We start from the raw sequence: 24,304 nt of genomic DNA on the forward strand, positions 1-24,304 counted from the left end.
TGCGTGGTTAGCAAATCGGCAAAAAAGCGGGCTTTATTATTAGAAAGGAAAGTGGATCAGCTCGACGTTTTCCGCCGTCACTTTGATCATCGAGCCTTCTTCATGCCATGCGCCTAATACGCAACGGAAAGCGGGTTGCCCGTTGGCGGTAAGCTCATGGATTGCCGGGCGGTGAGTGTGCCCGTGAATCAGCCATTGAACATTGTGGCGGGTGAGGGTATCGACCACGGCCTGGGGATTAACATCCATGATGGCCATAGACTTGCTGCTGTTGGCGGCCTTACTGCCGGCGCGCATCCGGGCGGCAATGCGTTTACGTATAAACAGAGGGAAGGCAAGAAACAGCGCCTGAAGCCACGGCTGGTGAACCTTACGGCGAAACGCCTGATAGCCTTCGTCGTCGGTACACAGCGTGTCGCCGTGCATGATAAGCACTTTGCGGCCATACAGGTCGAGCAGCTTTTCTTCCGGCAGCAGCGTCATGCCGCTGGCTTTGGCAAAGCGTTTGCCGAGCAGGAAGTCGCGGTTGCCGTGAATGAAGTAGCAGGGCACGCCTGAATCAACCAACGCTTTGATCGCGGTGGCGATTTGCTGGTGCAGCGGTTCCGGGGCGTCATCGCCAATCCACGCTTCGAACAGGTCCCCGAGGATGTAAAGCGCATCCGCCTGGCGGGCTTCACCGGCCAAAAAACGCAGAAAACCGGCGGTGATCGCCGGTTCTTCTGAGCAGAGGTGTAAATCTGCAATAAACAGCGTCGACATTATTCGCTTACGGTTACGCTTTCGATAATAACGTCTTCTTTCGGTACATCCTGGTGCATACCGCTGCGGCCGGTGGAAACGCCTTTGATTTTCTCAACCACGTCCATTCCTTCAACCACTTCTGCGAACACGCAGTAGCCCCAACCCTGCAGGCTTTCGCCGCTGAAGTTCAGGAAGTCGTTGTCGGCCACGTTGATGAAGAACTGTGCGGTGGCAGAGTGCGGAGCCTGGGTACGCGCCATTGCCAGCGTACCACGGGTGTTTTTCAGGCCGTTATTCGCTTCGTTCTGAATGGTGTCTTTGGTCGCTTTCTGCTTCATACCCGGTTCGAAACCGCCGCCCTGGATCATAAAGCCGTTGATCACACGGTGGAAAATGGTGTTGTTGTAGAAGCCTTCGCGGCAGTAGTCCAGGAAGTTTTTAACGGTAACAGGCGCTTTATCATCAAAAGTTTTGATGACGATGTCGCCGTGATTAGTGTGAAAAGTAACCATGCTTGCATCCTATGAGTGTCAGAGAGTACGGCGGCAAACGGTGCCATCGTACCAGCACGCTGTTATAGCATAACGCTACATCATAGTCAGTAATGCAAAGCAGACTGCCGTCGGGGAAAATTATCGGGTAAGATACCTGGGAGTATTCTTCCACACGCTTACATGGAATCCCCTGATGTTAAAAATATTTAATACCCTGACTCGCCAAAAAGAGGAATTCAAACCTATTCATGCCGGAAAGGTAGGCATGTACGTGTGTGGTATCACCGTTTACGATCTCTGTCACATCGGCCACGGCCGTACTTTTGTTGCGTTTGACGTGGTGGCGCGCTACCTGCGTTCCCTCGGCTATGAGCTGAACTACGTGCGTAACATCACCGATATCGACGATAAAATCATTAAGCGCGCCCAGGAAAATGGCGAAGATTTTGTGGCGCTGGTCGACCGCATGGTCGTGGAAATGCACAAAGATTTCGACGCGCTGAACATTTCCCGCCCGAACAGCGAGCCGCGTGCGACCCAACATATCCCGGAAATCATCGAAATTGTTGAACAGCTTCTGGCCCGCGATCACGCCTATGTGGCGGAAAACGGCGACGTGATGTTCTCGGTGCTGACCGACCCGAATTACGGCCTGCTGTCTCGCCAGGATCTGGATCAGCTCCAGGCCGGGGCGCGCGTTGACGTGGTTGACGTGAAGCGCAACCCGATGGACTTCGTGCTGTGGAAAATGTCCAAGCCGGGCGAGCCTGCATGGACTTCTCCGTGGGGCGAAGGCCGCCCGGGCTGGCACATCGAATGTTCCGCCATGAACTGCAAAGAGCTGGGCAACCACTTTGACATTCACGGCGGCGGCTCCGACCTGATGTTCCCGCACCACGAGAACGAAATCGCGCAGTCTACCTGTGCCCACGACGGCGAGTACGTCAACACCTGGATGCACTCCGGGATGGTGATGGTTGACCGCGAGAAGATGTCCAAATCGCTGGGCAACTTCTTTACCGTGCGTGACGTGCTGAAATATTACGATGCGGAAACCGTGCGTTACTTCCTGATGTCCGGCCACTACCGCAGCCAGCTCAACTACAGCGAAGAGAATCTGAAACAGGCTCGCTCGGCGCTGGAGCGTCTTTACACCGCGCTACGCGGGACCGACAGCAGCGTTGCTCCTGCTGGCGGCGAAGCCTTTGAAGCCCGCTTCCGCGAAGCGATGGACGACGACTTCAACACCCCGGAAGCCTACTCCGTGCTGTTTGATATGGCCCGTGAAGTGAACCGCCTGAAAGCGGAAGATCCTGCGGCGGCCAACGGACTGGCGGCGGCGCTGCGTAAGCTCTCCGCAATTCTGGGCCTGCTGGAGCAGGATCCGGAGCAGTTCCTGCAGGGCGGCGCGCAGGCGGACGACGGCGAAGTGGCGGAGATCGAAGCGCTGATCAAGCAGCGTAACGATGCACGTCAGTCGAAAGACTGGGCGCTGGCGGACCAGGCGCGTGACCGTCTGAACGAGATGGGCATTGTGCTGGAAGACGGCGCGGCCGGCACGACCTGGCGTCGTAAGTAAGTTTATTTTAGATGTGAGAAAGCGGCTCAATGAGCCGCTTTTGTTGATAACAAAGAGGGAAAAAGCGTGGTTTTTCCCTCTTTGTGGTTATCAGCCGAAAATCAATCAATTGATTTTCCTTATTTACTGAAATTAAATCCTATGACAATCATTCTGTTGTCTGGGATCTCTCGACACGATGAAGCGGCTCAATGAGCCGCTTTTTTTATGGCTGGCCGCTGTAGCGCGGCCTTATTTGCAGGTGCTTTATTCAGGTGCTGAAGTGCGAATCAGGTAATCAAACGCGCTCAGGGAAGCTTTAGCGCCTTCGCCGGTGGCGATGATTATCTGTTTGTAAGGCACGGTGGTGCAGTCGCCCGCGGCGAATACGCCTTTGACGGTGGTTTCGCATTTCGCGTCGATGATGATTTCACCCATGCGGTTGCGCTCCACGCTGCCTTCCAGCCAGGTGGTGTTCGGCAGCAGGCCGATTTGCACGAAGATGCCGGCCAGGGCAACGTCATGCACGCTTTCGGTCACGCGGTCTTTGTACTGCAGGCCGGTCACTTTGCTGCCGTCGCCTTTCACTTCCAGCGTCTGGGCGTTCAGTACGATGTCGACGTTTTTCAGGCTGCGAACTTTGTTCTGCAGCACCTGGTCGGCTTTCATTTCTGGGGCAAATTCCAGCAGGGTAACGTGCTCGACGATGCCTGCCAGGTCAATGGCCGCTTCCACGCCGGAGTTCCCGCCGCCGATCACCGCCACGCGCTTGCCTTTAAACAGCGGGCCGTCGCAGTGCGGGCAGTAGGTCACGCCTTTGGTACGGTACTGATCTTCGCCCGGCACGTTCATGTTGCGCCATTTGGCGCCGGTGGCCACGATAATACTGCGCGCTTTCAGGGTTGCGCCGGATGCGGTTTGAATCTGATGCAGGCCGCCTTCGGTTTTCGCCGGGATCAGCTTGCTGGCGCTTTGGGTGTCGATCACGTCCACGTCGTAGTCGTCCACGTGGGCTTTCAGCGCGCCCGCCAGCTTCTGGCCTTCGGTTTTTGGCACGGAAATGTAGTTTTCGATATCCACGGTATCCAGCACCTGGCCGCCGAAGCGTTCGCCCATCAGACCGGTACGGATGCCTTTACGCGCCGCATACACCGCCGCCGCCGCGCCCGCAGGGCCGCTGCCGACGATCAGCACGTCATAAGCTTCGCGCTGGTTCAGCGCTTGTGCCGCGCGTTTTTCTGCGCCGGTGTCAATTTTGCCCACGATTTCAGCCAGCGTCATGCGGCCCTGGCCAAACTCTTTGCCGTTAAGATATACGGCAGGCACGCCCATCACGTTGCGTGCCTGAATTTCATTCTGGTAAACGCCGCCGTCGATAGCGGTGTGGGTGATGCGCGGGTTCAGCACGCTCATCAGGTTCAGCGCCTGCACAACGTCCGGGCAGTTGTGGCAGGAGAGGGAATAATAGGTTTCAAAGTGGAAGTCACCGTCGATCTCACGGATTTGCGCCAGCAGATCCTGAGACTCTTTGGACGGGTGACCGCCGACCTGGAGCAAGGCCAGCACCAGGGAAGTGAATTCGTGACCCAGCGGGGAGCCGGCAAAGCGCGGGCCCTGGTTTGAGCCTGGGTTGGTGATTAAAAACGACGGCTTGCGCACCGGCAGGTCGTTATTAATGGTGAAAGAAACTTTGTCAGATAACTCAGCTATTTCTGCCAGCAGTTCTTTTACTTCAGATGATTTCGCGCCGTCGTCCAGCGTGGCAATCAACTCAACAGGTTTGGTTAGTCTCTCAAGATAGGCTTTGAGCTGGGTTTTCATTGTTGTGTCGAGCATGGTCAGTCTCCCTGGTGGCGAGAAAAAACGGCTACCAAAAGGAGTAGCCGTAAAATAAAAGAGGGTAACGCGGGTAAAACTTAGATTTTGCCGACCAGGTCCAGAGATGGAGCCACAGTCGCTTCGCCTTCTTTCCATTTAGCCGGGCAAACTTCGCCTGGGTGAGAAGCGACGTACTGAGCCGCTTTCACTTTGCGCAGCAGGTCAGAAGCGTCACGGCCGATACCTTCGGCGGTCACTTCGATTGCCTGGATGATGCCCTGTGGGTCAACAACGAAGGTGGCGCGGTCTGCCAGACCTTCGTCTTCACGCATGTTTTCGAAGTTACGGGTAAGCAGCCCGGTTGGGTCGCCGATCATCGCGTATTTGATTTTAGCGATGGTTTCAGAGCTGCCGTGCCACGCTTTGTGGGTGAAGTGGGTGTCGGTAGAAACGGAATACACGTCTACGCCCAGCTTCTGCAGTTCTTCGTAATGGTCAGCCACGTCGCCCAGTTCGGTCGGGCAAACGAAAGTAAAGTCAGCCGGGTAGAAGAAGAAAACGCTCCAGCGGCCTTCGGTATCTTTTTCCGTGACTTCAACGAATTCGCCGTTTTTAAAAGCCTGATTTTTGAATGGTTTGATTTTGGTATTAATTAAAGACATCTAAACTTCCTCCGTTTTGCGATGAGAGAAAGGTAACGAATTTTAGCCCGGGGCTCTAATGGGTAGGTTTTATTGAATCAAGAGGTAATACCTAACAGCGTTTTCTGCGGGCATAAAAAAGGCCACCCGTTGCGAGGGTGGCCGGTGTTGCGCGTTACAATTCCACTTTAAAAAATTATAACAGCAGCGAAATTACAGCATCTAAGCGCCAAAAAGGTCAATTCCCCGGTCCGTTGTAGTAGCGATGGTTGTAATAGTTAGAAGCTATTAAAGGCCGTTAGTCCTAAATTTGAGGGGAAATTCTGAAAAGTCGATGCCGTGCGCAAAGTAGTGTCAGGAGAATTGCAGCAATATGACGGCAAGGTTAAATTACCGGCTGTTATTTTTCTGCATGAATAATCGCGCCAGGTGCGCGATGGCTGAGGTACTGGCGTTGTCCGAATTGCTTTCTGTGGTGCTGTTTTTGGCGGCTATTGCCGTGTATGCGGTAAAAGGCGGTCGAAATATCTGGTGGCTGACGATCATCCTGCTGATGCTCGGCCTGTTTATCGTGCTCAACGTCACGTTGCTGGCCAGTAACTATTTTACCGGCGAAGGCATTAACGATGCGGTGCTCTATACGCTCACCAGCAGTATGACCGGCGCAGGCGTCGGTAAATACATTCTGCCCGGGCTGGGTCTGGCCGTCGGGTTGATTGCCATTTTTGGCGGTCTGACCTGGATTTTACGCCGAAAGAACCATCCTCACCATTTGGGCTACAGCGCCCTGGCGCTGTTCCTGGCGCTGTTTTCGATAAAAACAACGCCTGCGTATCAGCAGGTGGTGTCGCTGATTAAATCCCAGACCCGTACCGGCACGTCTGACTTTGCCGACTGGTATAAAGTGCCGGAAGGCATCATTAAACAGCCAAAGCTGAACCTGGTTTATATCTACGGCGAAAGCCTGGAACGCACCTATTTTGATGAGCAGGCGTTTCCCGACTTAGCGCCCGAGCTGAACGCTTTGAAAAGCCAGGCGATAGATTTCAGCCACACCGGGCAGATGGCGGGCATGGACTACACCATCGCGGGTATTGTGGCTTCGCAGTGCGGTGTCCCGCTGTTTGCGCCTTTTGAGGGGAACTCTTCGGCGTCGATGTCGAGCTTCTTCCCGAAGAACATCTGCCTCGGCGATATTCTTAAGGCATCCGGCTATCAAAACTACTTTATTCAGGGCGCTGATCTGCGCTTTGCCGGCAAAGATATCTTCCTGCAGTCCCACGGCTTCGAGCATATGTACGGCGCGCAGGAGCTGAAGGGGATGGTGGCCGATCCGAATTACAAGAATAACTGGGGTTTTTACGATGATACGGTGCTGGACGAAGCTTATGACAAGTTTATCGAGCTTTCTAAGGCCGGGAAGCGTTTCTCGCTGTTTACCCTGACGGTCGATACTCATCACCCGGACGGCTTTATTTCGCGAACATGTAACCGCCGCAGCTACAGCTACGATGGCAAAGAAAACCGCTCATTTAGCGCCGTTTCGTGTAGCCAGGAGCATATCGCGGCGTTAATAGACAAAATCAAAGCCTCGCCGTATTTCCGTAACACGGTGATCGTGGTCTCTTCCGACCATCTGGCGATGAACAATACGGCGTATAAATACCTGACGAAGCAGGACAGGCAGAACCTGTTCTTTGTGATTCGCGGCGACAAACCGCAGGCGGAAATAAAAGCCGTGAAGCGCAACACGATGGATAACGGTGCCACGGTGCTGGATATTCTCGGCGGTGGAAACTACATCGGGCTGGGGCGCAGCAGCCTGTCCGGCGAGTCGCTGTCGATGGTCTTCACCAACCTGAAGGATAAGGTCACCGAGTGGAAGCCGGACGTTATCGACCTGTGGAACTTCCCGAAAACCATCAGCCGCTACAGTATTGACCAGAAGAAGAATACGTTCAGCTATTCGGGCGCCCACTTCAAGCTGCCGCTGCTGTTGAAAATCGGCAAAGGCAAAATTGAGCCGCTGCCGGAAAGCGAATATTCCGCGCCGCTGCGCTATCAGCTGGCCGATTTTAAAAGCGACGATAGGTTTATCTGGGCCGACCGCTGCTACAAAATGGCGCGCCTGTGGGAGCCACAGCTCGCGCTTTCCACCGGGCTGTGCGTGGCGCAGGGGCAGCTTGGCGGCGAGCCCACGGTGCGGCTGGTGGACAAGCCGCTGGATGAATACAACGTGCAGTTTGACGGGCAAACGCTGAGCAATGCGCGTTTTAAAAACAACGTTGCCTTGCTGAAGGCGGATGAAAACAGCATTCGCTACCAGGCGGACAGCTTTATCTTCAACGTGGCCGGCGCGCCGCAGAGCGTGAAGCAGTTCAGCGGTATTTCGCGCCCGGAAGCCTGGGGCCGCTGGTCAAACGCCAACATGGCACCTTTGGTAACGATTGAGTATCAGGATCCGCTGCCGACAACGTTCGATCTGGTGCTGGTGGCGAAAGCCTTTGGCCCGAACGTCGGCGAGCCGGTTTCGGTGAAGGTCGGTGATGAAGAGCAGACCATCACCTTTGGCGACCAGCTCTCTACCGTCACGCTGCGCTTTGATAACCCTGAAGGCAACAGGGTGCTGACCATTGAGCCACCGAAGCCGCAGCTGTCCAACGAGGGCAATATTCTGGGGCACGATCCGCGTAAGCTTGGCGTGGGATTAGCTGAGCTGAAAATTGTGCCGGTGAGCGGCTAACCCGCTCCCGGAAGGGAACGGGCGGGGCAGGTTAGAGGATCTCGAGCACCTGCTCAGGCGGGCGGCCAATACGGGCTTTCCCGTTGGCGAGAACGATAGGGCGCTCGATGAGTTTCGGGTGCTCAACCATGGCGTTAATAAGCGCTCCCTCGCTGAGGCTGGCGTCATCCAGCTTTAGCTCTTTGTACAGGTCTTCCTTGCGGCGCATCAGTTCACGCGCGCTGGTGAAGCCCAGCTTCTTCAGCAGCGACTGGATGGTCGCCGCGTCCGGTGGGGTTTCCAGATAAAGCACCACCTCCGGCTCGACGCCGTTCTCCTTTAGCAGGTTCAGCGTTTCGCGGCTCTTGGAGCAGCGTGGGTTGTGGTAAATTTCGACCTTCGTGGACATACGGACTCCTGTTACATCTTCATATAAGGTTTAAAGCGCTGCTGTAGCTGGCGCAGCTGATCGATACGGGCGTCGTACCTGGCCTGCTGCAGGCTGCCGAGCTTCACCTGCGAGCTGGCGCTGCCGAGCAGCGAAATGGCCTGATCCAGACGGCCGTTTAGCGCCATGACTTCGGCGCGAGCGGCCAGCTCCTGATCGCGGTTGCCTAGTTTGCCCTGCGCCTGAGCCAGCAGATCCCAGCCGTTGGTATCGTCTGGATGGGCGAAGGTGTAGCGGTTAAGCAGCGTTGCCGTTTCGGCGGGCTGCCCGCCTTCAAGATAAGCGTTGGCGAGGTTCAGCTGCAGCACCGGGTTGTTCTTCAGATCCGGGGCGTTTTTCAGCCGGTTGATAGCGTCGTTTGCCTTGTGCTGGCCGAGGTCGATATCTGTCGCCAGGTCGAGATACCAGGGGTTTGCCGGCTGGGCGTTAAGCAGCGGCTGAAGCGCTTTTCTTGCTTCGTCATATTTATCCGCCTGTAAAGCCTGCAGCGCTCGCCCGTATTGCGCCGCGCTTTGCTCGCGCACGTTGCCTTTTGACCAGGCGTCCAGCAGGTCCGGCGTTAGCTGATTACGGCCTGAGTTATACATTCCCAGGGTACGCACCTTCGCCATATAGAAATTTTCTGAGGACTGTACCACCACCGGGCGCATCTGGTTTGCGCGGTTACGGGCATCCGCCAGACGGCTTTCCGGCAGCGGGTGAGTCAGCAGAATTTCCGGCGGGCGCGAAGAATAGCGCGCCTGATCGAGCAGTTTTTCGAGGAAACCCGGCATCGCCTGCGGATCAAAGCCTGAACGCTGCAGCACCTGAATGCCAATGCGGTCTGCCTCCTGCTCGTTCTGTTGGGTAAAGCTGATCATACCCTGCTGAGTCCCGGCTAACGTGCCGGAAAGCGCGGCCATCCCGACCTGTGGGCTGGCCATCGCCAGCAGAATTGAGCCCAGGGCGCCCACCCAGGTCAGCGGCGCATTTTTCTTTTGGTCTTCCATTGCTCGCGCCAGGTGGCGCTGGGTCACGTGGGAAATTTCGTGCGCCATAACTGAAGCCAGCTGGCTTTCGGTATCGGCATAGCGGAACAGCGCCGAATGTAACACCACGTTGCCGCCAAAGAAGGCGAAGGCGTTAATTTCGTCGTTGTTGATTAAGAAGAAGTGGAAAGGCGTTTTCACCGAGTTGGCGTGGCTGACCAGGCGCATACCCAGCGAGTTAATGTACTGAGTGAGTAATGGATCGTTAATCAGCGGTGCGCTGCCGCGCAGCTGACGGACGTAAAAATCGCCCATCTGCATCTCCTGACCAATAGACAGCGTGCTGCCTGCGGATGTCCCCATGTCGGGAAGCTGGTCAGTCACATCCGCGCTGACGGGGAGTGCGCTTCCCGCCAGCAGTGCGGCCGTAAGTGTTGCAATCAGGGTCTTTTTCAACTGCCTAACCATAACTACTGTCCCGTTTAGTCGTTGTCAGATTTTGACACGATGAGTACAAGTTTGTTCGCTTAAAGAAGTGTACTGTAGGGCGTTGAAGCTGCGAAGATTTTATTTGGTTGATTATCCCTTTGTAATCCGCCGTAAAAAGCAAAGTCTTTACGGTGACATTTCGATACAATTCGCCATCAAAAAAAACTTCACGGAAGGGATGTATGCTCGACATGTTGTTGCAGTGGTATCGCCGTCGTTTCAGCGATCCGGAGGCGATTGCGCTGCTGGTTATTCTGGTGGCGGGCTTTTGCATTCTGTTCTTCCTTCATGGCCTGCTGGCACCGCTGCTGGTGGCTATTGTTCTGGCCTATTTGCTTGAGTGGCCGACGGCGCGCCTGGAGCGCGTCGGCTGTTCCCGAACGTGGGCGACGACTATCGTGCTGGTGCTGTTTGTCGGCATTTTGCTGCTGATGGTGCTGTTTGTGGCGCCCGTGGCCTGGCAGCAGGGCATTAACCTGATTCGCGATATGCCGGGAATGCTCAACAAGCTTTCTGACTTTGCCGCGACGCTGCCGAAGCGCTACCCGGCGCTGGTGGACGCGGGCATTATTGACGCCATGGCCGAAAACGTGCGCGGGCGGCTGTCAGGCATGGGCGACCAGGTGGTGAAATTCTCGCTGGCGTCGCTGGTTGGGCTGCTGACGCTGGCTATCTATCTGATTCTGGTTCCGCTGATGGTGTTCTTCCTGGTGAAGGATAAAGAGCAGATGCTGAACGCCGTGCGCCGCGTTCTGCCGCGCAACCGTGGCCTGGCGGGGCAGGTCTGGGTGGAGATGAACCAGCAAATCACCAACTATATTCGCGGCAAAGTGCTGGAAATGATCGTTGTTGGCGTGGCGACGTATATCGGCTTTGTTGTCTTCGGGCTGAACTATTCCCTGCTGCTGGCGGTGCTGGTGGGTTTCTCGGTGCTTATTCCGTACATCGGCGCGTTTGTGGTCACCATTCCGGTGATTTGTGTGGCGCTGTTCCAGTTTGGCCTGGGCACCGAGTTTTGGACGCTGTTTGGGGTTTACCTGATTATTCAGGCGCTCGACGGCAACCTGCTGGTGCCGGTGCTGTTCTCGGAGGCGGTAAATCTTCACCCGCTGGTCATTATTCTGTCGGTGGTGATTTTCGGCGGGCTGTGGGGATTCTGGGGCGTGTTCTTCGCTATCCCGCTGGCAACGCTGATTAAAGCCGTTGTTCATGCCTGGCCGGATGCTTCGCTGGCGGATGACGCGGTCACCCGGGAATAACAGGAATAAAAAAGCCGACTGAGACGTCGGCTTTTTTGTGTGTTCTTAGGCGTTTTCTGTAAGCCAGTTCACAACGATATCGTGGTGGTTGCTGGTTTTGAAATCATCAAACACCTTTTCCACTTTACCGTCGCCGTCCAGCAGGAAGCTGATACGGTGAATGCCGTCATAGGTTTTGCCCATGAACGTTTTCTCGCCCCACACGCCAAACTGTTCGCAGACCTGATGGTCTTCATCAGAAAGCAGGGTGAAGTTAAGCAGTTCTTTCTCGGCAAAACGGGACAGCTTTTCCGGCTTGTCGGTGCTGATGCCCAGCACTTCCACGCCACGCTTTTTCAACTCATCCATGTTGTCGCGCAAACCACATGCCTGCACGGTGCAGCCTGGTGTCATTGCTTTTGGATAGAAATAAACCAGAACTCGCTGTCCCTGGAAGTCGGTTAAATTTACTTGTTCGCCGTCCTGATCGGGCAAGCTAAATTTCGGTGCAATATCACCGGCTTTCAGTGGGCTCATCACTACTCTCCGTCTTTAATCATCTTGCTGTGGGTTAACCACGTTAATAGTGCCTTCTGCATTCAGTTCTGTACATAGGGCTTTAAACGCTTGCTCGATAATTGTCGCATCCTGGGAGCCGGGACTGTGGGCAGTTATCTGAATATACAGGCGCGGCCCCACGCCGTTTTCCGCAGGCTGAGTGCGGGAAACCAGTTCGGCAATGTTCATCTGATGGGTATCAAACAGATGGGTAAATCGCTCAATCAGGTGCGGCGAGTCGGCCACTTCAACCTGCACCCAAACCGTGGCCGGGGTCGCCGGTCTTTCCTGGGCGGTTGTGCGTTTCATCACAATTAACAGATCGAGTTCCGCGCCCTTTAGCGGCAGGGTTGATTCGATCAGGGTTATCGCGTTCCAGGTGCCGGAAAGCAGCATGATAAAGGTGAACTCTTCACCCAGCATGGCAAGACGACTGTCTTCGATGTTACAGCCGCAGCTGCTCACGTGGCGGGTGATGGTATTGACGATACCAGGACGGTCCGCGCCCAGGGCTGTGATAACCAAATAATGGTGTGATGAGGGTGTCAAGCGCGTTCTTCCTGTCAATCTGTGAGATTCACATTAGGAAAGCATAAAAAAAGTAAGCTGCCAACCGCTTAGCGCCTTCTGGCAGCTTGCTTTTGCTATGGCACCAAACGTAACATTGGGGAACATGTTTGCACAGAGGGTGGCTAATGTTTACGGGAAGTGTTGTCGCGATAATTACGCCGATGGATGAGAAAGGTAATGTCTGCCGGTCCAGCCTGAAAAAACTGATTGATTACCATGTCGCCAGCGGAACATCGGCGATTGTCTCGGTAGGGACTACCGGCGAATCGGCTACCTTAAGCCACGACGAACACGTCGACGTAGTGAAGCTTACCGTTGAACTGGCTGACGGGCGTATCCCGATTATTGCCGGTACTGGTGCTAACGCCACTTCCGAAGCGATTTCCCTGACGCATCACCTGCAGGACAGCGGCATTGTAGGCTGCCTGACGGTCACCCCGTATTACAACCGTCCTACCCAGGAAGGGCTGTTCCAGCACTTTAAAGCGATTGCTGAAAGCACCCATCTGCCACAGATGCTGTATAACGTGCCGTCTCGTACCGGCTGCGACATGCTGCCGGAAACCGTTGGCCGCCTGGCGAAAATCAAAAATATTATCGGTATCAAAGAAGCCACCGGGAACTTAAGCCGCGTAAACCAGATCAAAGAGCTGGTTGAAGATGACTTCATCCTGGTGAGCGGCGATGACGCCAGCGCGCTGGACTTCATTCAGCTTGGTGGCCACGGCGTAATTTCCGTGACCGCAAACGTAGCCGCGCGTGAGATGGCGGAAATGTGTAAACTGGCCACCTCAGGGCAATTTGCACAGGCTCGCGAAATTAATCAGCGTCTGATGCCGCTGCACTGTAAATTATTTGTAGAACCCAACCCTATTCCGGTGAAATGGGCCGCCAGGGAGTTGGGTCTTGTGGCAACCGATACCTTACGCCTGCCGATGACGCCGCTGACTGACGCCAGTCGGCCGGTGATTGTTAGCGCGCTTAAGCATGCCGGTTTGCTGTAAAGCTTAGGGAGATTTGATGGCTTACTCAGTACAGAAGTCGACGGTGGCAAAAGTTGCTGTTGTTTCGCTCGCCATGCTATTAGCGGCGTGCAGTTCCGATCAGCGTTATAAGCGTCAGGTTAGCGGCGATGAGTCCTACCTGGATGCGACTCCACTTGCGGAAATCCACTCTCCGGCGGGGATGATCCTGCCGGTACAGAATGGCGACTACAACATTCCGGTCACTAACGGCAGTGGTGCTGTAGGCAAGCAGTTGGATATTCGCCCACCGGCGCAGGCTCTGGCTCTGGTTAACGGCGCGCGCACCCAGTTTACCGGCGATACCGCCACGCTGCAGGTTGAAGCAACGAGGGCTAGCGGGCTGTGGTCTCAGGTGGTGAACATTCTGCAATCCCAGAACTACGCGATTGCGAAACGCGACGATGCCGGCCAAACCCTGACAACCGACTGGGTACAGTGGAACCGCGCTGACGAAGACGTGCAGTACCGCGGGCGTTATCAGGTTAGCGTACAGCCGCAGGGTTACCAGCAGTCCGTTGTGGTCAAACTGCTTAACCTTGAGCAGGGCGGCAAACCGGTAGCGGATGCCTCTTCAATGCAGCGCTACAGCGCACAGATGCTGAACGTCATCAGCTCAGGCCTCGACAAGTCAGATACTGCTCGCCAGAACTCGCAGGACAACCGTAGCGCCTCGCAGCTTGACGTGCAGAGCGCAGCGGATGATACCGGCCTGCCGATGCTGGTGGTACGAGCTCCATTTAACGTCGTCTGGACCCGCCTGCCGGCGGCGCTTGAAAAAGTAGGTATGAAGGTAACCGACAGTACCCGTTCTCAGGGGAATCTCGCGGTGACCTACAAGCCGCTTTCCGACAGTGCGTGGACCGAACTGGGTGCGAAAGACCCAGGCCTCGTGAGCGGCGACTATAAGCTGCAGGTTGGCGACCTCGATAACCGCAGTAGCCTGCAGTTCATCGACCCGAAAGGGCATCCGCTGACGCAGTCCCAGAATGATGCGCTGGTCGCTGTATTCCAGGCAGCATTCAGCAAGTAATACTCAGGGGCCGGTTAATTCCGGCCCTTGTTATTTAAGCCTATGTAGATACCCTAAATAATTCGAGCGGCAGGAAGGCGGTAAGCCTGGGAATCTCCGGGAGCATAGCTCACTATGTGACCGGAGCGAGCAGGCGCAACCAACGCACATGTAGCTTGAAGTATGACGGGTAAATTCCTCCGATTGCGCAAGCGATCGCTATACCTGGAGTAAGAAAGATGCAAAAGCAAGCTGAGTTGTATCGCGGCAAAGCGAAGACCGTTTACAGTACGGAAAACCCGGATCTGTTGGTGCTCGAATTCCGTAACGATACGTCAGCAGGTGACGGTGCACGCATCGAGCAGTTCGACCGTAAAGGCATGGTAAACAACAAGTTTAACCATTTCATTATGGCCAAACTGGAAGACGCGGGTATCCCGACCCAGATGGAAGCGCTGCTTTCTGATAACGAAGTGCTGGTGAAGAAGCTCGACATGGTGCCGGTAGAATGCGTGATTCGTAACCGCGCTGCGGGTTCACTGGTGAAGCGCCTTGGTATTGAAGAAGGTATTGAGCTGAACCCACCGCTGTTCGATCTGTTCCTGAAAAACGACGCCATGCACGACCCGATGGTCAATGAATCTTACTGCGAAACCTTTGGCTGGGTGAGCAAAGAGAATCTGGCCCGCATGCGCGAGCTGAGCTACAAAGCGAACGACGTGCTGAGCAAGCTGTTTGACGACGCTGGCCTGATCCTCGTTGACTTCAAGCTGGAGTTTGGCCTGTTTAAGGGCGAAGTGGTGCTGGGCGATGAGTTTTCACCCGACGGCAGCCGCCTGTGGGACAAACAAACGCTTGATAAGATGGACAAAGACCGTTTCCGCCAGAGCCTGGGTGGCCTGATTGAAGCGTATGAGGAAGTTGCTCACCGTCTCGGCGTAAAATTAGACTAACCACGCAATCGTTTACGTTGCGCAATGGGGTGCGTTTTTGCGCACCCTGTTTTTTCGCTGTCTGTTCTTATGGTAATCCTGCCGGTAACCACCTACGATCTATCCATTATCTGTTGTGATTGTGAATGAGGGTGAACGTATGCGTTGGCAAGGACGTCGCGAAAGCGACAACGTAGAGGACAGGCGCAATGACGCCTCCGGCCCCGGCATGAGCATGGGCGGCGGCGGATTCCGCATACCTCGGGGTAAAGGTGGCCTGGTACTGCTTGTCGTGGTTATTGTGGCAAGCTATTACGGCGTCGATCTTACTTCCTTCCTGTCCGGCGAGCCGCAAGTCTCCCAGCAATCTTCCCAGCAGCGTACCATCAGTCCGAAAGACGACGAGGCCGCTAAGTTTACCTCGGTAATTCTGGCGACAACCGAAGATACCTGGGGTGAAATTTTCCAGAAAATGGGCCGCACCTACCAGCAACCTAAGCTGGTGATGTATCGCGGGGCAACGCGTACCGGCTGTGGTACCGGCCAGTCCGTGATGGGGCCGTTCTACTGCCCGGCGGACAGTACCGTCTATATCGACCTCTCTTTCTACGACGATATGCGCAATAAGCTAGGTGCAGGCGGCGACTTTGCCCAGGGCTACGTGATTGCTCACGAAGTGGGTCACCACGTGCAGAAGCTGCTGGGCATTGAGCCGAAAGTGCGCCAGCTCCAGCAGAATGCGTCTCAGGCCGAAGGCAATCGCCTGTCGGTGAAAATGGAGCTTCAGGCCGACTGCTTCGCCGGCGTCTGGGGTAACAGCATGCAGAAACAGCAGGTGCTCGACTCGGGCGATCTGAAAGAGGCGCTCAACGCTGCCGAAGCGATCGGGGACGATCGCCTGCAGCAGCAAAGCCAGGGGCGCGTGGTGCCGGACAGCTTTACCCACGGCACTTCAGAGCAGCGCTACACCTGGTTCAAACGTGGTTTTGACAGCGGCGATCCGTCTCAGTGCAACACCTTCGGCAATGCGCTCCGTTAATCAATGACCGCAGGGACGATAGAGCAGCTGCAGCTGGCGACGACGCAAATGCAGCAAACGGGCATTCGTCGGCTGATGGTGCTGGCCGGCGAAAGTGAATGGAGCAGCCAGCAGGTTGCCACGCTGTCGGCTTCTTTACCCGGAGACTGGCTGTGGGTTGGCCCTTCGCCTGAGCTGCCTTTTCACTGTGTACCCTCGGCGGTGCGGAGCATGCTGGGACGTGAGTTTCAGCATGCCGTATTCGATGCCAGGCTCGGGCTGGATGCCGCCGCGCTCGCGGCGCTTTCCGGCATGCTTAAAGCGGGCAGCTGGCTGCTGTTGCTGACGCCAGACTGGCCGCTTTGGCCTTCGCTTCCCGATGAAGATTCCTGCCGCTGGAGCGATACTCCCCGGGCGATCCCTGTGCCTCATTTTGTTTCCCATCTGCAGCGCTGCATACGGCAGGATTCAGAGTCCGTGCTGTGGCAGCAGCATGAGCCGTTTACCCTGAATCGTTTTGCTTTTCGTCCTGACTGGCAGCCCGCGAGCGGCGCGCCTGAGCAGGAGCAGGCAGCCATTCTCGATAATTTGTCTGAGATGGAGCGCGGCGTGGCGGTGGTGACGGCGGCCAGAGGGCGGGGCAAGTCTGCTCTGGCCGGTATGTTAGTTGGCCGCAGCCCAGGCGATTCTCTGGTCACCGCTCCGGCAAAGGCCGCCACCGACGTTTTGGCTCGCTATGCGGGAGGATCTTTCCAGTTTATGGCTCCGGACGTGCTGGCTGCCGAACACGATCTGCCGGCGTATGACTGGCTGGTTGTTGATGAGGCGGCTGCGATTCCAGCTCCGCTATTACGCCAGTTGATCGAACGCTTCCCGCGCGTTTTGCTGACCACGACCGTGCAAGGGTACGAGGGAACGGGGCGCGGTTTTTTACTGAAATTTTGCGCAACGCTGCCGTCACTCAGGCGCTTCACGCTTGATACGCCGATCCGCTGGGCGCAAAACGATCCGCTGGAACATGTCGTTGACCGGATCATGCTGTTCGATGAGCCGGATCTTGAGCGCTTCCCGCAGGGCGATCCGGTATTACAGGTCGTAGAGCAAGCTGACTGGTCGCAAAAACCGGAACAGCAGCAGCAGATGTACCGGCTGCTCTCCGGCGCACATTACCGCACCTCGCCGCTCGACTGGAGGCGCATGCTTGATGCTCCCGGCCAGCATTTTATCGCTGCTAATATGGGCGAGCTGTGCGCAGGCGCGTTGTGGATGGTTGAAGAGGGCGGGCTGGATGAAAACCTGAGCCGGAACGTGTGGGCCGGATTCCGTCGCCCCAAAGGCAATCTGGTGGCGCAATCGCTGGCGGCGCATGGCGGGAGCCCGCTTGCCGCTACTTTGCGTGGGCTGCGCATCAGCCGCATTGCCGTCCATCCGCAGCGCCAGCGCGAACATATCGGCGCCAGCATGATTCAGCTTGCGCGCCAGGCCGCGAAGGCCCGATATGACTATCTCTCGGTCAGCTTCGGCTACACCGATGAGCTATGGCGCTTCTGGCAGCGCTGCGGGTTTGAGCTGGTGCGTATTGGCAGCCATAAAGAAGCCAGCAGCGGCTGCTACAGCGCAATGGCGCTATTGCCGCTCACGCCGGAAGGTCATGCGCTGGCAGGCAATGAGCGGCAGCGGCTACAGCGAGACTGGCCATGGCAAAAAATCTGGCTGGAATTGTCTTTGCCTCTGACCACGGATAGCCCAACAGAATTGTTGGCAGCAGACTGGGAAGAGCTGTCCGGCTTTGCTTTCGCGCATCGTCCGCTGGAAGCCTGCATGGGGGCGTTGAATCGTCTTCTGCTGGCGAGCCCTTTACCGCTTCACGCCCTGCGAGGTCGCCTTGAGCGGCCTGAAAGCAGCGATGTACTCAGCCAGCGGCTGGGGCTTACAGGCAAAAAAGCGTTGCTTGCGCTGATGCGTGAGGAAGCTCGAAGCGCGCTGGAAAACCTGGATCAGGCAAGGACAGAGGCGCTGCGAAACGGCATTTTGCAATTGCAAAAATTCCACTAACTTGTTCAATGAAACGGCATGGTCATCACCCGGCAGCGGCGTATAGTTGTCTCCATCAACTAGGAGAAAACCATGAAACATGACCATTTTGTTGTCCAAAGCCCCGTTACGCCTGCAAGCCAGCTGATACTGCTGTTCCACGGCGTGGGCGACACGGCGAAAGCGATGGGCGAAATCGGCAGCTGGTTTGCTCCTGAGTTTCCGGACGCGCTGGTGGTCAGTATTGGCGGCCCGGGCCAAAGCGGCGCTGGCCGGGAATGGTTCTCCGTGGCGGGCGTGACGGAGGAAAACCGCCAGCAGCGGGTGGATGCCGTGATGCCCGTTTTTATTGAAACCGTGCGCTACTGGCAGCAGCAAAGCGGCGTGTCGCCAGCGGCCACGGCGCTGATCGGCTTTTCGCAGGGGGCTATCATGGCGCTGGAGAGCATTAAAGCGCAGCCGGGCCTTGCAGCGCGCATTATCGCCTTTAGCGGGCGTTATGCGGAGCTTCCGCAGCAGGCGTCTACCAGCAGCACTATTCACCTGATTCACGGCGATAACGATAAAGTGATCCACGCGACGCATTCGGTGGATGCCGCCGAGAAATTACTGAGCCTGGGTGGGGACGTCACGCTGGATCTGATTGACTCTTTGGGGCATGCGATCGACGACCGCAGCATGAAGGCGGCGCTGGATCACCTACGCTACACCGTGCCGAAGCACTATTTTGATGAGGCTTTGAGCGGCGGCGGAGCACCGAAAGATGATGATCTGATTGAGCTGCTGTAAATCTTTAACCCTCACTCCGGAATCACCCGGAGTGAGGTGTGTGGCTATTTCTTCTTAGGCCAGTTGTCCTCGTCGTCCCACTTATCGTTAAAATCACGATGCGGCGGAAGCTCGGGTTTGTCTGCCATGTACTTCTTCGGATCTATCCGGCTCAGGTCTTTAATGACGTTAATAAACATCCCCAGCAATAACACCAGGACGATAATCCACCAGTAATGCGATAGCCATTCCATGCTGATACCTCGTTCAGTTGACTGCCCGTCAGGCGACAAGCTGTTCCATAATGCGCTGATACATCCGGGCCAGCAGCTGCAGGTCGGCGGCGTTTACGCATTCATTGATTTTATGAATGGTGGCATTCACCGGGCCGAGCTCTACAACCTGAGCCCCCATACGCGCGATAAAGCGCCCGTCAGATGTACCGCCCGTGGTTAACAGCTGCGGTTTAATCTCATTATAGTGCTCAACGGCATTCACTACCGCATCCACCAGCTTACCGCGTGACGTCAGGAACGGCTGGCCGGAAAGCCACCACTCGACGGTATAGCGCAGCTCATACTTATCCAGCAGGGCAATCACGCGCTGCTTGATGTCTTCATCGGTCAGCTCGGTGCTAAAGCGGAAGTTAAACTGGACGAACATGTCGCCTGGGATAACGTTGTTGCTGCCGGTACCCGCCTGGACGTTAGCTATCTGCATGCTGGTGGCCGGGAAGAACTCGTTGCCTTTGTCCCACTCAATGCCCGTCAGCTCTGCGAGCATTGGGGCTGCGCGATGCACCGGGTTATCCGCCAGATGCGGGTAGGCAACGTGGCCCTGCACGCCGTGAATGGTCAGGTTGCAGGTCAGAGAGCCACGACGGCCATTTTTCACCACGTCGCCGACGATTTCAGTACTGGACGGCTCACCTACGAGGCAGTAGTCCAGGCGTTCGCGACGCGCCATCAGCGCCTCAACGACCTTAACCGTGCCGTTTGTCGCGCTGGCCTCTTCATCGGAGGTGATCAGGAACGCCAGGCGGCCTTTATGGTTTGGATGCTGGGCGACGAAACGTTCAGCTGCAACGACCATCGCCGCCAGCGAACCTTTCATGTCAGCGGCACCGCGCCCAAACAGCATCCCGTCGCGAATAGTCGGTTCAAACGGCGGGTTGATCCAGCGGTCGGCGTCGCCTGACGGGACCACGTCGGTATGCCCGGCAAACGCCAGCGTTTCGCCCTGTCCACGCCAGGCCCAGAAGTTCTGGGTATCGCCAAAATCCATGTGTTCAACGGTAAAACCAATCGCGCGCAGGCGTTCAATCAGCAGCGCCTGGCAACCGGCATCATCCGGGCTCAGGGAAGGACGACGAATAAGCTGTTGCGTCAGCTCAATAACCGGGCAGGACATAAGACTATACCTCGTTGATAAACTGCTGATAGTGAGTTTCGTTGAAACCCAGCAGCATAGGCTGACCGGGCGCGCAGAGCAATGGGCGTTTGATGATTGCCGGCATCTCCAGCATCAGCGCTGCCGCGCTTTGTGCGTCTGTGATGGATGCGCGATGAGCTTCATCCAGCTTGCGCCAGGTGGTCCCGCGCGTATTAAGCAGCGCTTCCCAGCCGAGTTCCGCGATGAACCCGTTCAGCAGCCCGGCGTCCAGCCCGTCAACGCGGTAGTCGTGAAACTGGTAATCCACCCCCTGAGCTTCCAGAAAGCGGCGCGCCTTTTTGATGGTGTCGCAGTTTTTAATGCCGTACATGGTGATCATGGTGGCGGTCGGTCCTGTTTTAATTTTTCAGAGGGCAACCATTTTGCCGCAGGTGAGGGGAATTATCGAGCCGCGATTTCAGGCTAAATCATTATTCTGCTAACAATATATTTGTGAAGACGCTCAAGACTTCGCCGCTCAAAAAGGGTTCAACCGCAGAATATATCCGCGTATAATTGCGCCAACATCAAGAGAGGCGGTTATGATTGAGCACGAATTAGGGCAGTGGAAAGACTTCATCGAAGATATGTTGCGCAAATAAGCGTTCCGGCATAAAAAGCAACGGCGCGATATTCTGCTACTGAATACTCAGCGAACATCAGTAAAAAGGCGACCCTTTAGAGGTCGCCTTTTTGTGGCCGAAGATCTACGGCGCTTAGTCGTGATGCTCTTTCAGCGGGAAGCGTCTGCGCACCAGCACAAAGAACAGTGGCACAAAGAAGATGGCCAGCACGGTAGCGGAGATCATCCCGCCCATGACGCCCGTGCCTACCGCATGCTGGCTGCCGGAGCCCGCCCCGGTGCTGGTCGCCATCGGCAGCACGCCGAAAATAAACGCCAGCGAAGTCATCAAAATAGGGCGCAGGCGCTGGCGGCAGGCTTCAAGCGTGGCGGCGACGAGGTCCTGACCTTTGGCGTTCAGGTCATTGGCAAATTCGACGATCAGAATGGCGTTCTTCGCCGAAAGCCCGATCACCGTCAGTAGCCCGACCTGGAAATAAACGTCGTTCTCCAGGCCGCGCATCCAGGTGGCGAGCAGCGCGCCTATCACCCCAAGCGGTACGACGAGCATGACGGAGAACGGCACCGACCAGCTCTCATACAGCGCCGCAAGGCACAGGAACACCACCAGTAGTGAGATGGCATACAGGGCAGGGGCCTGCGCGCCGGACAGGCGTTCCTGATAAGACATGCCCGTCCACTCGAGGCCAAAGCCGTTTGGCAGTTTGCTGACCAGCTGTTCCATGATGTCCATGGCGGTGCCGGTACTTAAGCCCGGCGCGGCTTCACCCACAATTTCCAGCGCGGAATAGCCGTTGTAGCGCTCAAGGCGAGGCGAGCCGGTTTCCCAGCGGGAGGTCGCAAAGGCGGAGAAAGGCACCATACCGCCGGTTTTATTGCGCACATACCAGCTGTTGATGTCGTCCGGCAGCATGCGGTATTTGGCCGAAGCCTGGACATATACCTTTTTCACGCGCCCGCGATCCATAAAGTCATTCACATAGCTTGAGCCCCAGGCGGTTTGCAGGGTGTTGTTGATATCGTCAATAGAGACGCCGAGCGCCTGGGCTTTACGCTGGTCGATATCGATTTGCAGCTGCGGGCTGTCGTCCAGACCGTTGTGGCGCACGCGGGTGAGCTGTGGGTCGCTACTGGCCATTTCCAGCAGCTGGTCACGCGCCTGCATTAACGCGTCGTGCCCGGCACCGGCGTGATCCTGCAGCTCCATATCAAAGCCTGCCGCGTTGCCCAGGCCGTTAATCGCTGGCGGGCTGCTGGCAATGACTCGTGCTTCCTTAATCTTATTAAAGGCTTTGGTCGCCCGTTCAATAATCGCAAACGAGCTGCCGTCCGCGCTGCGCTCGTCCCAGTCCTTCAGGCGGATAAACATCCGGGCGACGTTTTGCCCGTTCCCGCCGGGGCCAGCACCGATGGTGGAGAACACCGAAACAACGTTATCTTTCTCTTTGGTCAGGTAATAGTGCTCAACCTGCTGCACCACTTTTGTGGTCTGCTGTTGCGTTGCGCCGCTTGGGAGCTGTACAGAGGTCGTAAACACACCCCGGTCTTCCTGCGGCAGGAACGAGGTCGGCAGCTTGAGGAACAGGAACACCATGCCGCCGAGCAGCAGGGCATAAATCAACATCCAGCGCACGCTGCGGGCGAGAATTCTGGCCACGCCATTCTCGTAGCGTTCGGCGCTGCGGTTAAAGGTACGGTTAAACCAGCCAAAGAAGCCTTTCTGGCCGTGGTGCTCACCTTTATGCAGCGGTTTGAGGATTGTGGCGCACAGGGCCGGCGTGAGGATCATCGCCACCAGCACCGACAGCACCATTGCGGCAACAATGGTGACCGAGAACTGGCGATAAATCGCCCCGGTGGTGCCGCCAAAGAAGGCCATCGGCACAAACACGGCGGACAGCACCATGGCGATGCCGACCAGCGCGCCCTGGATTTGGCCCATCGATTTGCGGGTTGCCTCCCGGGGGGAGAGGCCTTCCTCGCTCATAATACGCTCGACGTTTTCTACCACCACGATGGCGTCATCCACCAGCAGGCCGATGGCCAGCACGGTGGCGAACATCGTCAGCGTGTTAATGCTGTAGCCGAAGACATACAGCACGGCGAAGGTACCGAGCAGAACAACCGGCACCGCAATGGTCGGGATCAGCGTGGCGCGGAAGTTTTGCAGGAACAGGTACATGACCAGGAACACCAGCAGAATCGCTTCCAGCAGCGTTTTCACCACGTCGGTGATCGAGGCTTTTACGAACGGTGAGGTTTCGTAGGCGATTTTCGCCTCAAGTCCGTGCGGGAAAAACTGCGAAAGCTCTTCAATTTTGGCGCGAGCCAGCTTGTCGGTTTCCATCTCGTTGGCGCCCGAGGCCAGCTTAATGCCCAGCCCGGAAGCGGCCTGGCCGTTATAGGTGCTCAGGAAATCGTATTTTTCCGCCCCCATCTCGACGTCGGCGACATCCCCCAGCGTGACCAGCGACCCGTCCTGATTCACCCTCAGGGTGATGTCTTTGAACTGCTGCGGCGTTTGCAGCAGCGACTGGGCGTTGATGGTGGCGTTCAGCGCCTGCTTATCCAGCGCCGGAGTACCACCGAGCTGGCCAACGGCAATTTGCGCATTCTGGGATTTGATGGCGGTGACCACGTCCTGGGTCGTCATCTGGTAGTTAGTGAGCTTGTTCGGATCCAGCCAGATGCGCATGGAATACTGCGAGCCGTAGGCATCCACGCTGCCGACGCCGTTCACGCGGCTCATCGGGTCCTGCACGTTACTGGCGACGTAGTCGGCAATGTCCTGCTTATCCATGCTGCCGTCGGTGGACACAAACGCCACCATCAGGATGTTGGTATCACCGGTTTTATTCACCGTAACGCCCTGAGTCTGCACATCCTGCGGCAGTTTACGCACCGCTGACTGCAGCTGGTTTTGCACCTGCTGGACCGCAGAGTCCGGGTCGGTCCCGGCCTTAAAGCTCAGGGTGATGGTGGCCTGACCGGCGCTGCTGCTCTGGGAGGACATGTACATCATATTGTCCAGGCCGGTCATGCTTTGTTCTATGACCTGGGTAACCGTGTTCTCCAGGGTTTGGGCGGAGGCGCCAGGATAGTTCGCGGTGATCCTCACATTTGGCGGCGCGAGGTCGGGATATTGCTCAACGGGCAGCGAAAAAATAGCCAATGCCCCGGTCAGGCAAAGCAAAATTGCCAGCACCCAGGCAAAAATGGGGCGAGAAATGAAAAAATTCGCCATGCGGTCAGGACC

At 56.4% G+C, this 24,304-nt stretch carries 22 protein-coding genes; 10 read left to right on the forward strand and 12 right to left on the reverse strand.

What is annotated here, in order from left to right:
• Window positions 1-39 precede the first annotated feature (39 nt).
• Window positions 40-762, reverse strand: coding sequence for a UDP-2,3-diacylglucosamine diphosphatase (gene lpxH, locus VGM55_RS13295; protein ID WP_331635711.1), 723 nt, complete (start codon window positions 760-762; stop codon window positions 40-42).
• Window positions 762-1,256, reverse strand: coding sequence for a peptidylprolyl isomerase B (gene ppiB, locus VGM55_RS13300; protein WP_038480312.1), 495 nt, complete (start codon window positions 1,254-1,256; stop codon window positions 762-764). Before ppiB ends, lpxH begins: the two co-directional genes overlap by 1 nt.
• 175 nt (window positions 1,257-1,431) lie before the next feature.
• On the opposite strand from ppiB, the gene cysS reads away from it, so the two are divergent.
• On the forward strand, window positions 1,432-2,817 hold the full coding sequence (cysS, locus tag VGM55_RS13305; RefSeq protein ID WP_154187817.1) for a cysteine--tRNA ligase: 1,386 nt from the start codon (window positions 1,432-1,434) through the stop codon (window positions 2,815-2,817).
• A 246-nt stretch (window positions 2,818-3,063) separates the two neighbouring features.
• Here cysS and ahpF read toward each other — a convergent pair whose 3' ends face one another.
• Entirely contained in the window at window positions 3,064-4,632 is a 1,569-nt protein-coding gene (ahpF, locus tag VGM55_RS13310; protein ID WP_331635712.1) for an alkyl hydroperoxide reductase subunit F, read from the reverse strand.
• Window positions 4,633-4,712: 80 nt separating this feature from the next.
• Window positions 4,713-5,276: an alkyl hydroperoxide reductase subunit C gene (gene ahpC / locus VGM55_RS13315; RefSeq protein WP_331635713.1), complete on the reverse strand. Its 564-nt coding sequence runs from the start codon at window positions 5,274-5,276 to the stop codon at window positions 4,713-4,715.
• 433 nt (window positions 5,277-5,709) lie between these two features.
• Between ahpC and opgB the strand changes: the two genes are divergently transcribed.
• Window positions 5,710-7,998: a phosphatidylglycerol--membrane-oligosaccharide glycerophosphotransferase gene (gene opgB / locus VGM55_RS13320; RefSeq protein WP_331635734.1), complete on the forward strand. Its 2,289-nt coding sequence runs from the start codon at window positions 5,710-5,712 to the stop codon at window positions 7,996-7,998.
• 31 nt (window positions 7,999-8,029) lie between these two features.
• On the opposite strand, the gene arsC is transcribed toward opgB, so the two are convergent.
• The gene (arsC, locus tag VGM55_RS13325) at window positions 8,030-8,386 is read right to left on the reverse strand and encodes an arsenate reductase (glutaredoxin) (RefSeq protein WP_154187814.1); all 357 of its coding nucleotides are present in this window, start codon (window positions 8,384-8,386) and stop codon (window positions 8,030-8,032) included.
• An 11-nt stretch (window positions 8,387-8,397) separates the two neighbouring features.
• Complete coding sequence (gene bepA, locus VGM55_RS13330; RefSeq protein WP_331635715.1) at window positions 8,398-9,861, reverse strand: beta-barrel assembly-enhancing protease; 1,464 nt, start codon at window positions 9,859-9,861, stop codon at window positions 8,398-8,400.
• Between the two features lie 203 nt (window positions 9,862-10,064).
• Between bepA and VGM55_RS13335 the strand changes: the two genes are divergently transcribed.
• Window positions 10,065-11,141, forward strand: coding sequence for an AI-2E family transporter (locus VGM55_RS13335; protein WP_331635717.1), 1,077 nt, complete (start codon window positions 10,065-10,067; stop codon window positions 11,139-11,141).
• 45 nt (window positions 11,142-11,186) lie between these two features.
• On the opposite strand, the gene bcp is transcribed toward VGM55_RS13335, so the two are convergent.
• Both bcp and VGM55_RS13345 read right to left on the reverse strand, forming a co-directional pair.
• Window positions 11,187-11,657: a thioredoxin-dependent thiol peroxidase gene (bcp, locus tag VGM55_RS13340; RefSeq protein ID WP_331635718.1), complete on the reverse strand. Its 471-nt coding sequence runs from the start codon at window positions 11,655-11,657 to the stop codon at window positions 11,187-11,189.
• A gap of 15 nt (window positions 11,658-11,672) precedes the next feature.
• Entirely contained in the window at window positions 11,673-12,227 is a 555-nt protein-coding gene (locus VGM55_RS13345; RefSeq protein WP_154187810.1) for a glycine cleavage system transcriptional repressor, read from the reverse strand.
• 146 nt (window positions 12,228-12,373) lie between these two features.
• Here VGM55_RS13345 and dapA point away from each other — a divergent pair, with 146 nt between their 5' ends.
• The 6 genes from dapA (at window position 12,374) to ypfH (ending at window position 19,055) form a co-directional block, all read left to right on the forward strand.
• The gene (dapA, locus tag VGM55_RS13350; protein ID WP_154187809.1) at window positions 12,374-13,252 is read left to right on the forward strand and encodes a 4-hydroxy-tetrahydrodipicolinate synthase; all 879 of its coding nucleotides are present in this window, start codon (window positions 12,374-12,376) and stop codon (window positions 13,250-13,252) included.
• A 16-nt stretch (window positions 13,253-13,268) separates the two neighbouring features.
• A complete protein-coding gene (gene bamC / locus VGM55_RS13355) occupies window positions 13,269-14,303 on the forward strand; it encodes an outer membrane protein assembly factor BamC (protein WP_331635719.1) in 1,035 nt (344 codons plus the stop codon).
• A 218-nt stretch (window positions 14,304-14,521) separates the two neighbouring features.
• Window positions 14,522-15,235: a phosphoribosylaminoimidazolesuccinocarboxamide synthase gene (gene purC, locus VGM55_RS13360; protein WP_331635720.1), complete on the forward strand. Its 714-nt coding sequence runs from the start codon at window positions 14,522-14,524 to the stop codon at window positions 15,233-15,235.
• 139 nt (window positions 15,236-15,374) lie between these two features.
• Window positions 15,375-16,253 carry a KPN_02809 family neutral zinc metallopeptidase gene (gene ypfJ, locus VGM55_RS13365; RefSeq protein WP_154187807.1) on the forward strand — a complete coding sequence of 293 codons (879 nt, stop codon included), beginning with the start codon at window positions 15,375-15,377 and terminating at the stop codon, window positions 16,251-16,253.
• A 3-nt stretch (window positions 16,254-16,256) separates the two neighbouring features.
• Entirely contained in the window at window positions 16,257-18,287 is a 2,031-nt protein-coding gene (locus VGM55_RS13370) for a tRNA(Met) cytidine acetyltransferase TmcA (RefSeq protein ID WP_331635721.1), read from the forward strand.
• A 72-nt stretch (window positions 18,288-18,359) separates the two neighbouring features.
• Entirely contained in the window at window positions 18,360-19,055 is a 696-nt protein-coding gene (ypfH, locus tag VGM55_RS13375; RefSeq protein ID WP_331635722.1) for an esterase, read from the forward strand.
• A 44-nt stretch (window positions 19,056-19,099) separates the two neighbouring features.
• On the opposite strand, the gene VGM55_RS13380 is transcribed toward ypfH, so the two are convergent.
• The 3 genes from VGM55_RS13380 to VGM55_RS13390 are packed head-to-tail and all read right to left on the reverse strand — an operon-like array spanning window position 19,100 to window position 20,805.
• The gene (locus VGM55_RS13380; protein ID WP_331635723.1) at window positions 19,100-19,288 is read right to left on the reverse strand and encodes a YpfN family protein; all 189 of its coding nucleotides are present in this window, start codon (window positions 19,286-19,288) and stop codon (window positions 19,100-19,102) included.
• A 28-nt stretch (window positions 19,289-19,316) separates the two neighbouring features.
• Window positions 19,317-20,444, reverse strand: coding sequence for a succinyl-diaminopimelate desuccinylase (gene dapE, locus VGM55_RS13385; RefSeq protein WP_331635724.1), 1,128 nt, complete (start codon window positions 20,442-20,444; stop codon window positions 19,317-19,319).
• Window positions 20,445-20,448: 4 nt separating this feature from the next.
• A complete protein-coding gene (locus VGM55_RS13390; protein ID WP_154187803.1) occupies window positions 20,449-20,805 on the reverse strand; it encodes an ArsC family reductase in 357 nt (118 codons plus the stop codon).
• Window positions 20,806-21,007: 202 nt separating this feature from the next.
• Between VGM55_RS13390 and ypfM the strand changes: the two genes are divergently transcribed.
• A complete protein-coding gene (gene ypfM / locus VGM55_RS13395; RefSeq protein WP_115586383.1) occupies window positions 21,008-21,067 on the forward strand; it encodes a protein YpfM in 60 nt (19 codons plus the stop codon).
• 114 nt (window positions 21,068-21,181) lie between these two features.
• Here the strand turns inward: ypfM and acrD are convergent, their stop codons facing one another.
• Window positions 21,182-24,292, reverse strand: a complete 3,111-nt coding sequence (gene acrD, locus VGM55_RS13400; protein ID WP_331635725.1) for a multidrug efflux RND transporter permease AcrD — start codon at window positions 24,290-24,292, stop codon at window positions 21,182-21,184.
• Window positions 24,293-24,304: the final 12 nt, after the last annotated feature.

This window comes from Cedecea sp., from assembly GCF_036500665.1.
Taxonomy (GTDB): Bacteria; Pseudomonadota; Gammaproteobacteria; order Enterobacterales; family Enterobacteriaceae; genus Cedecea.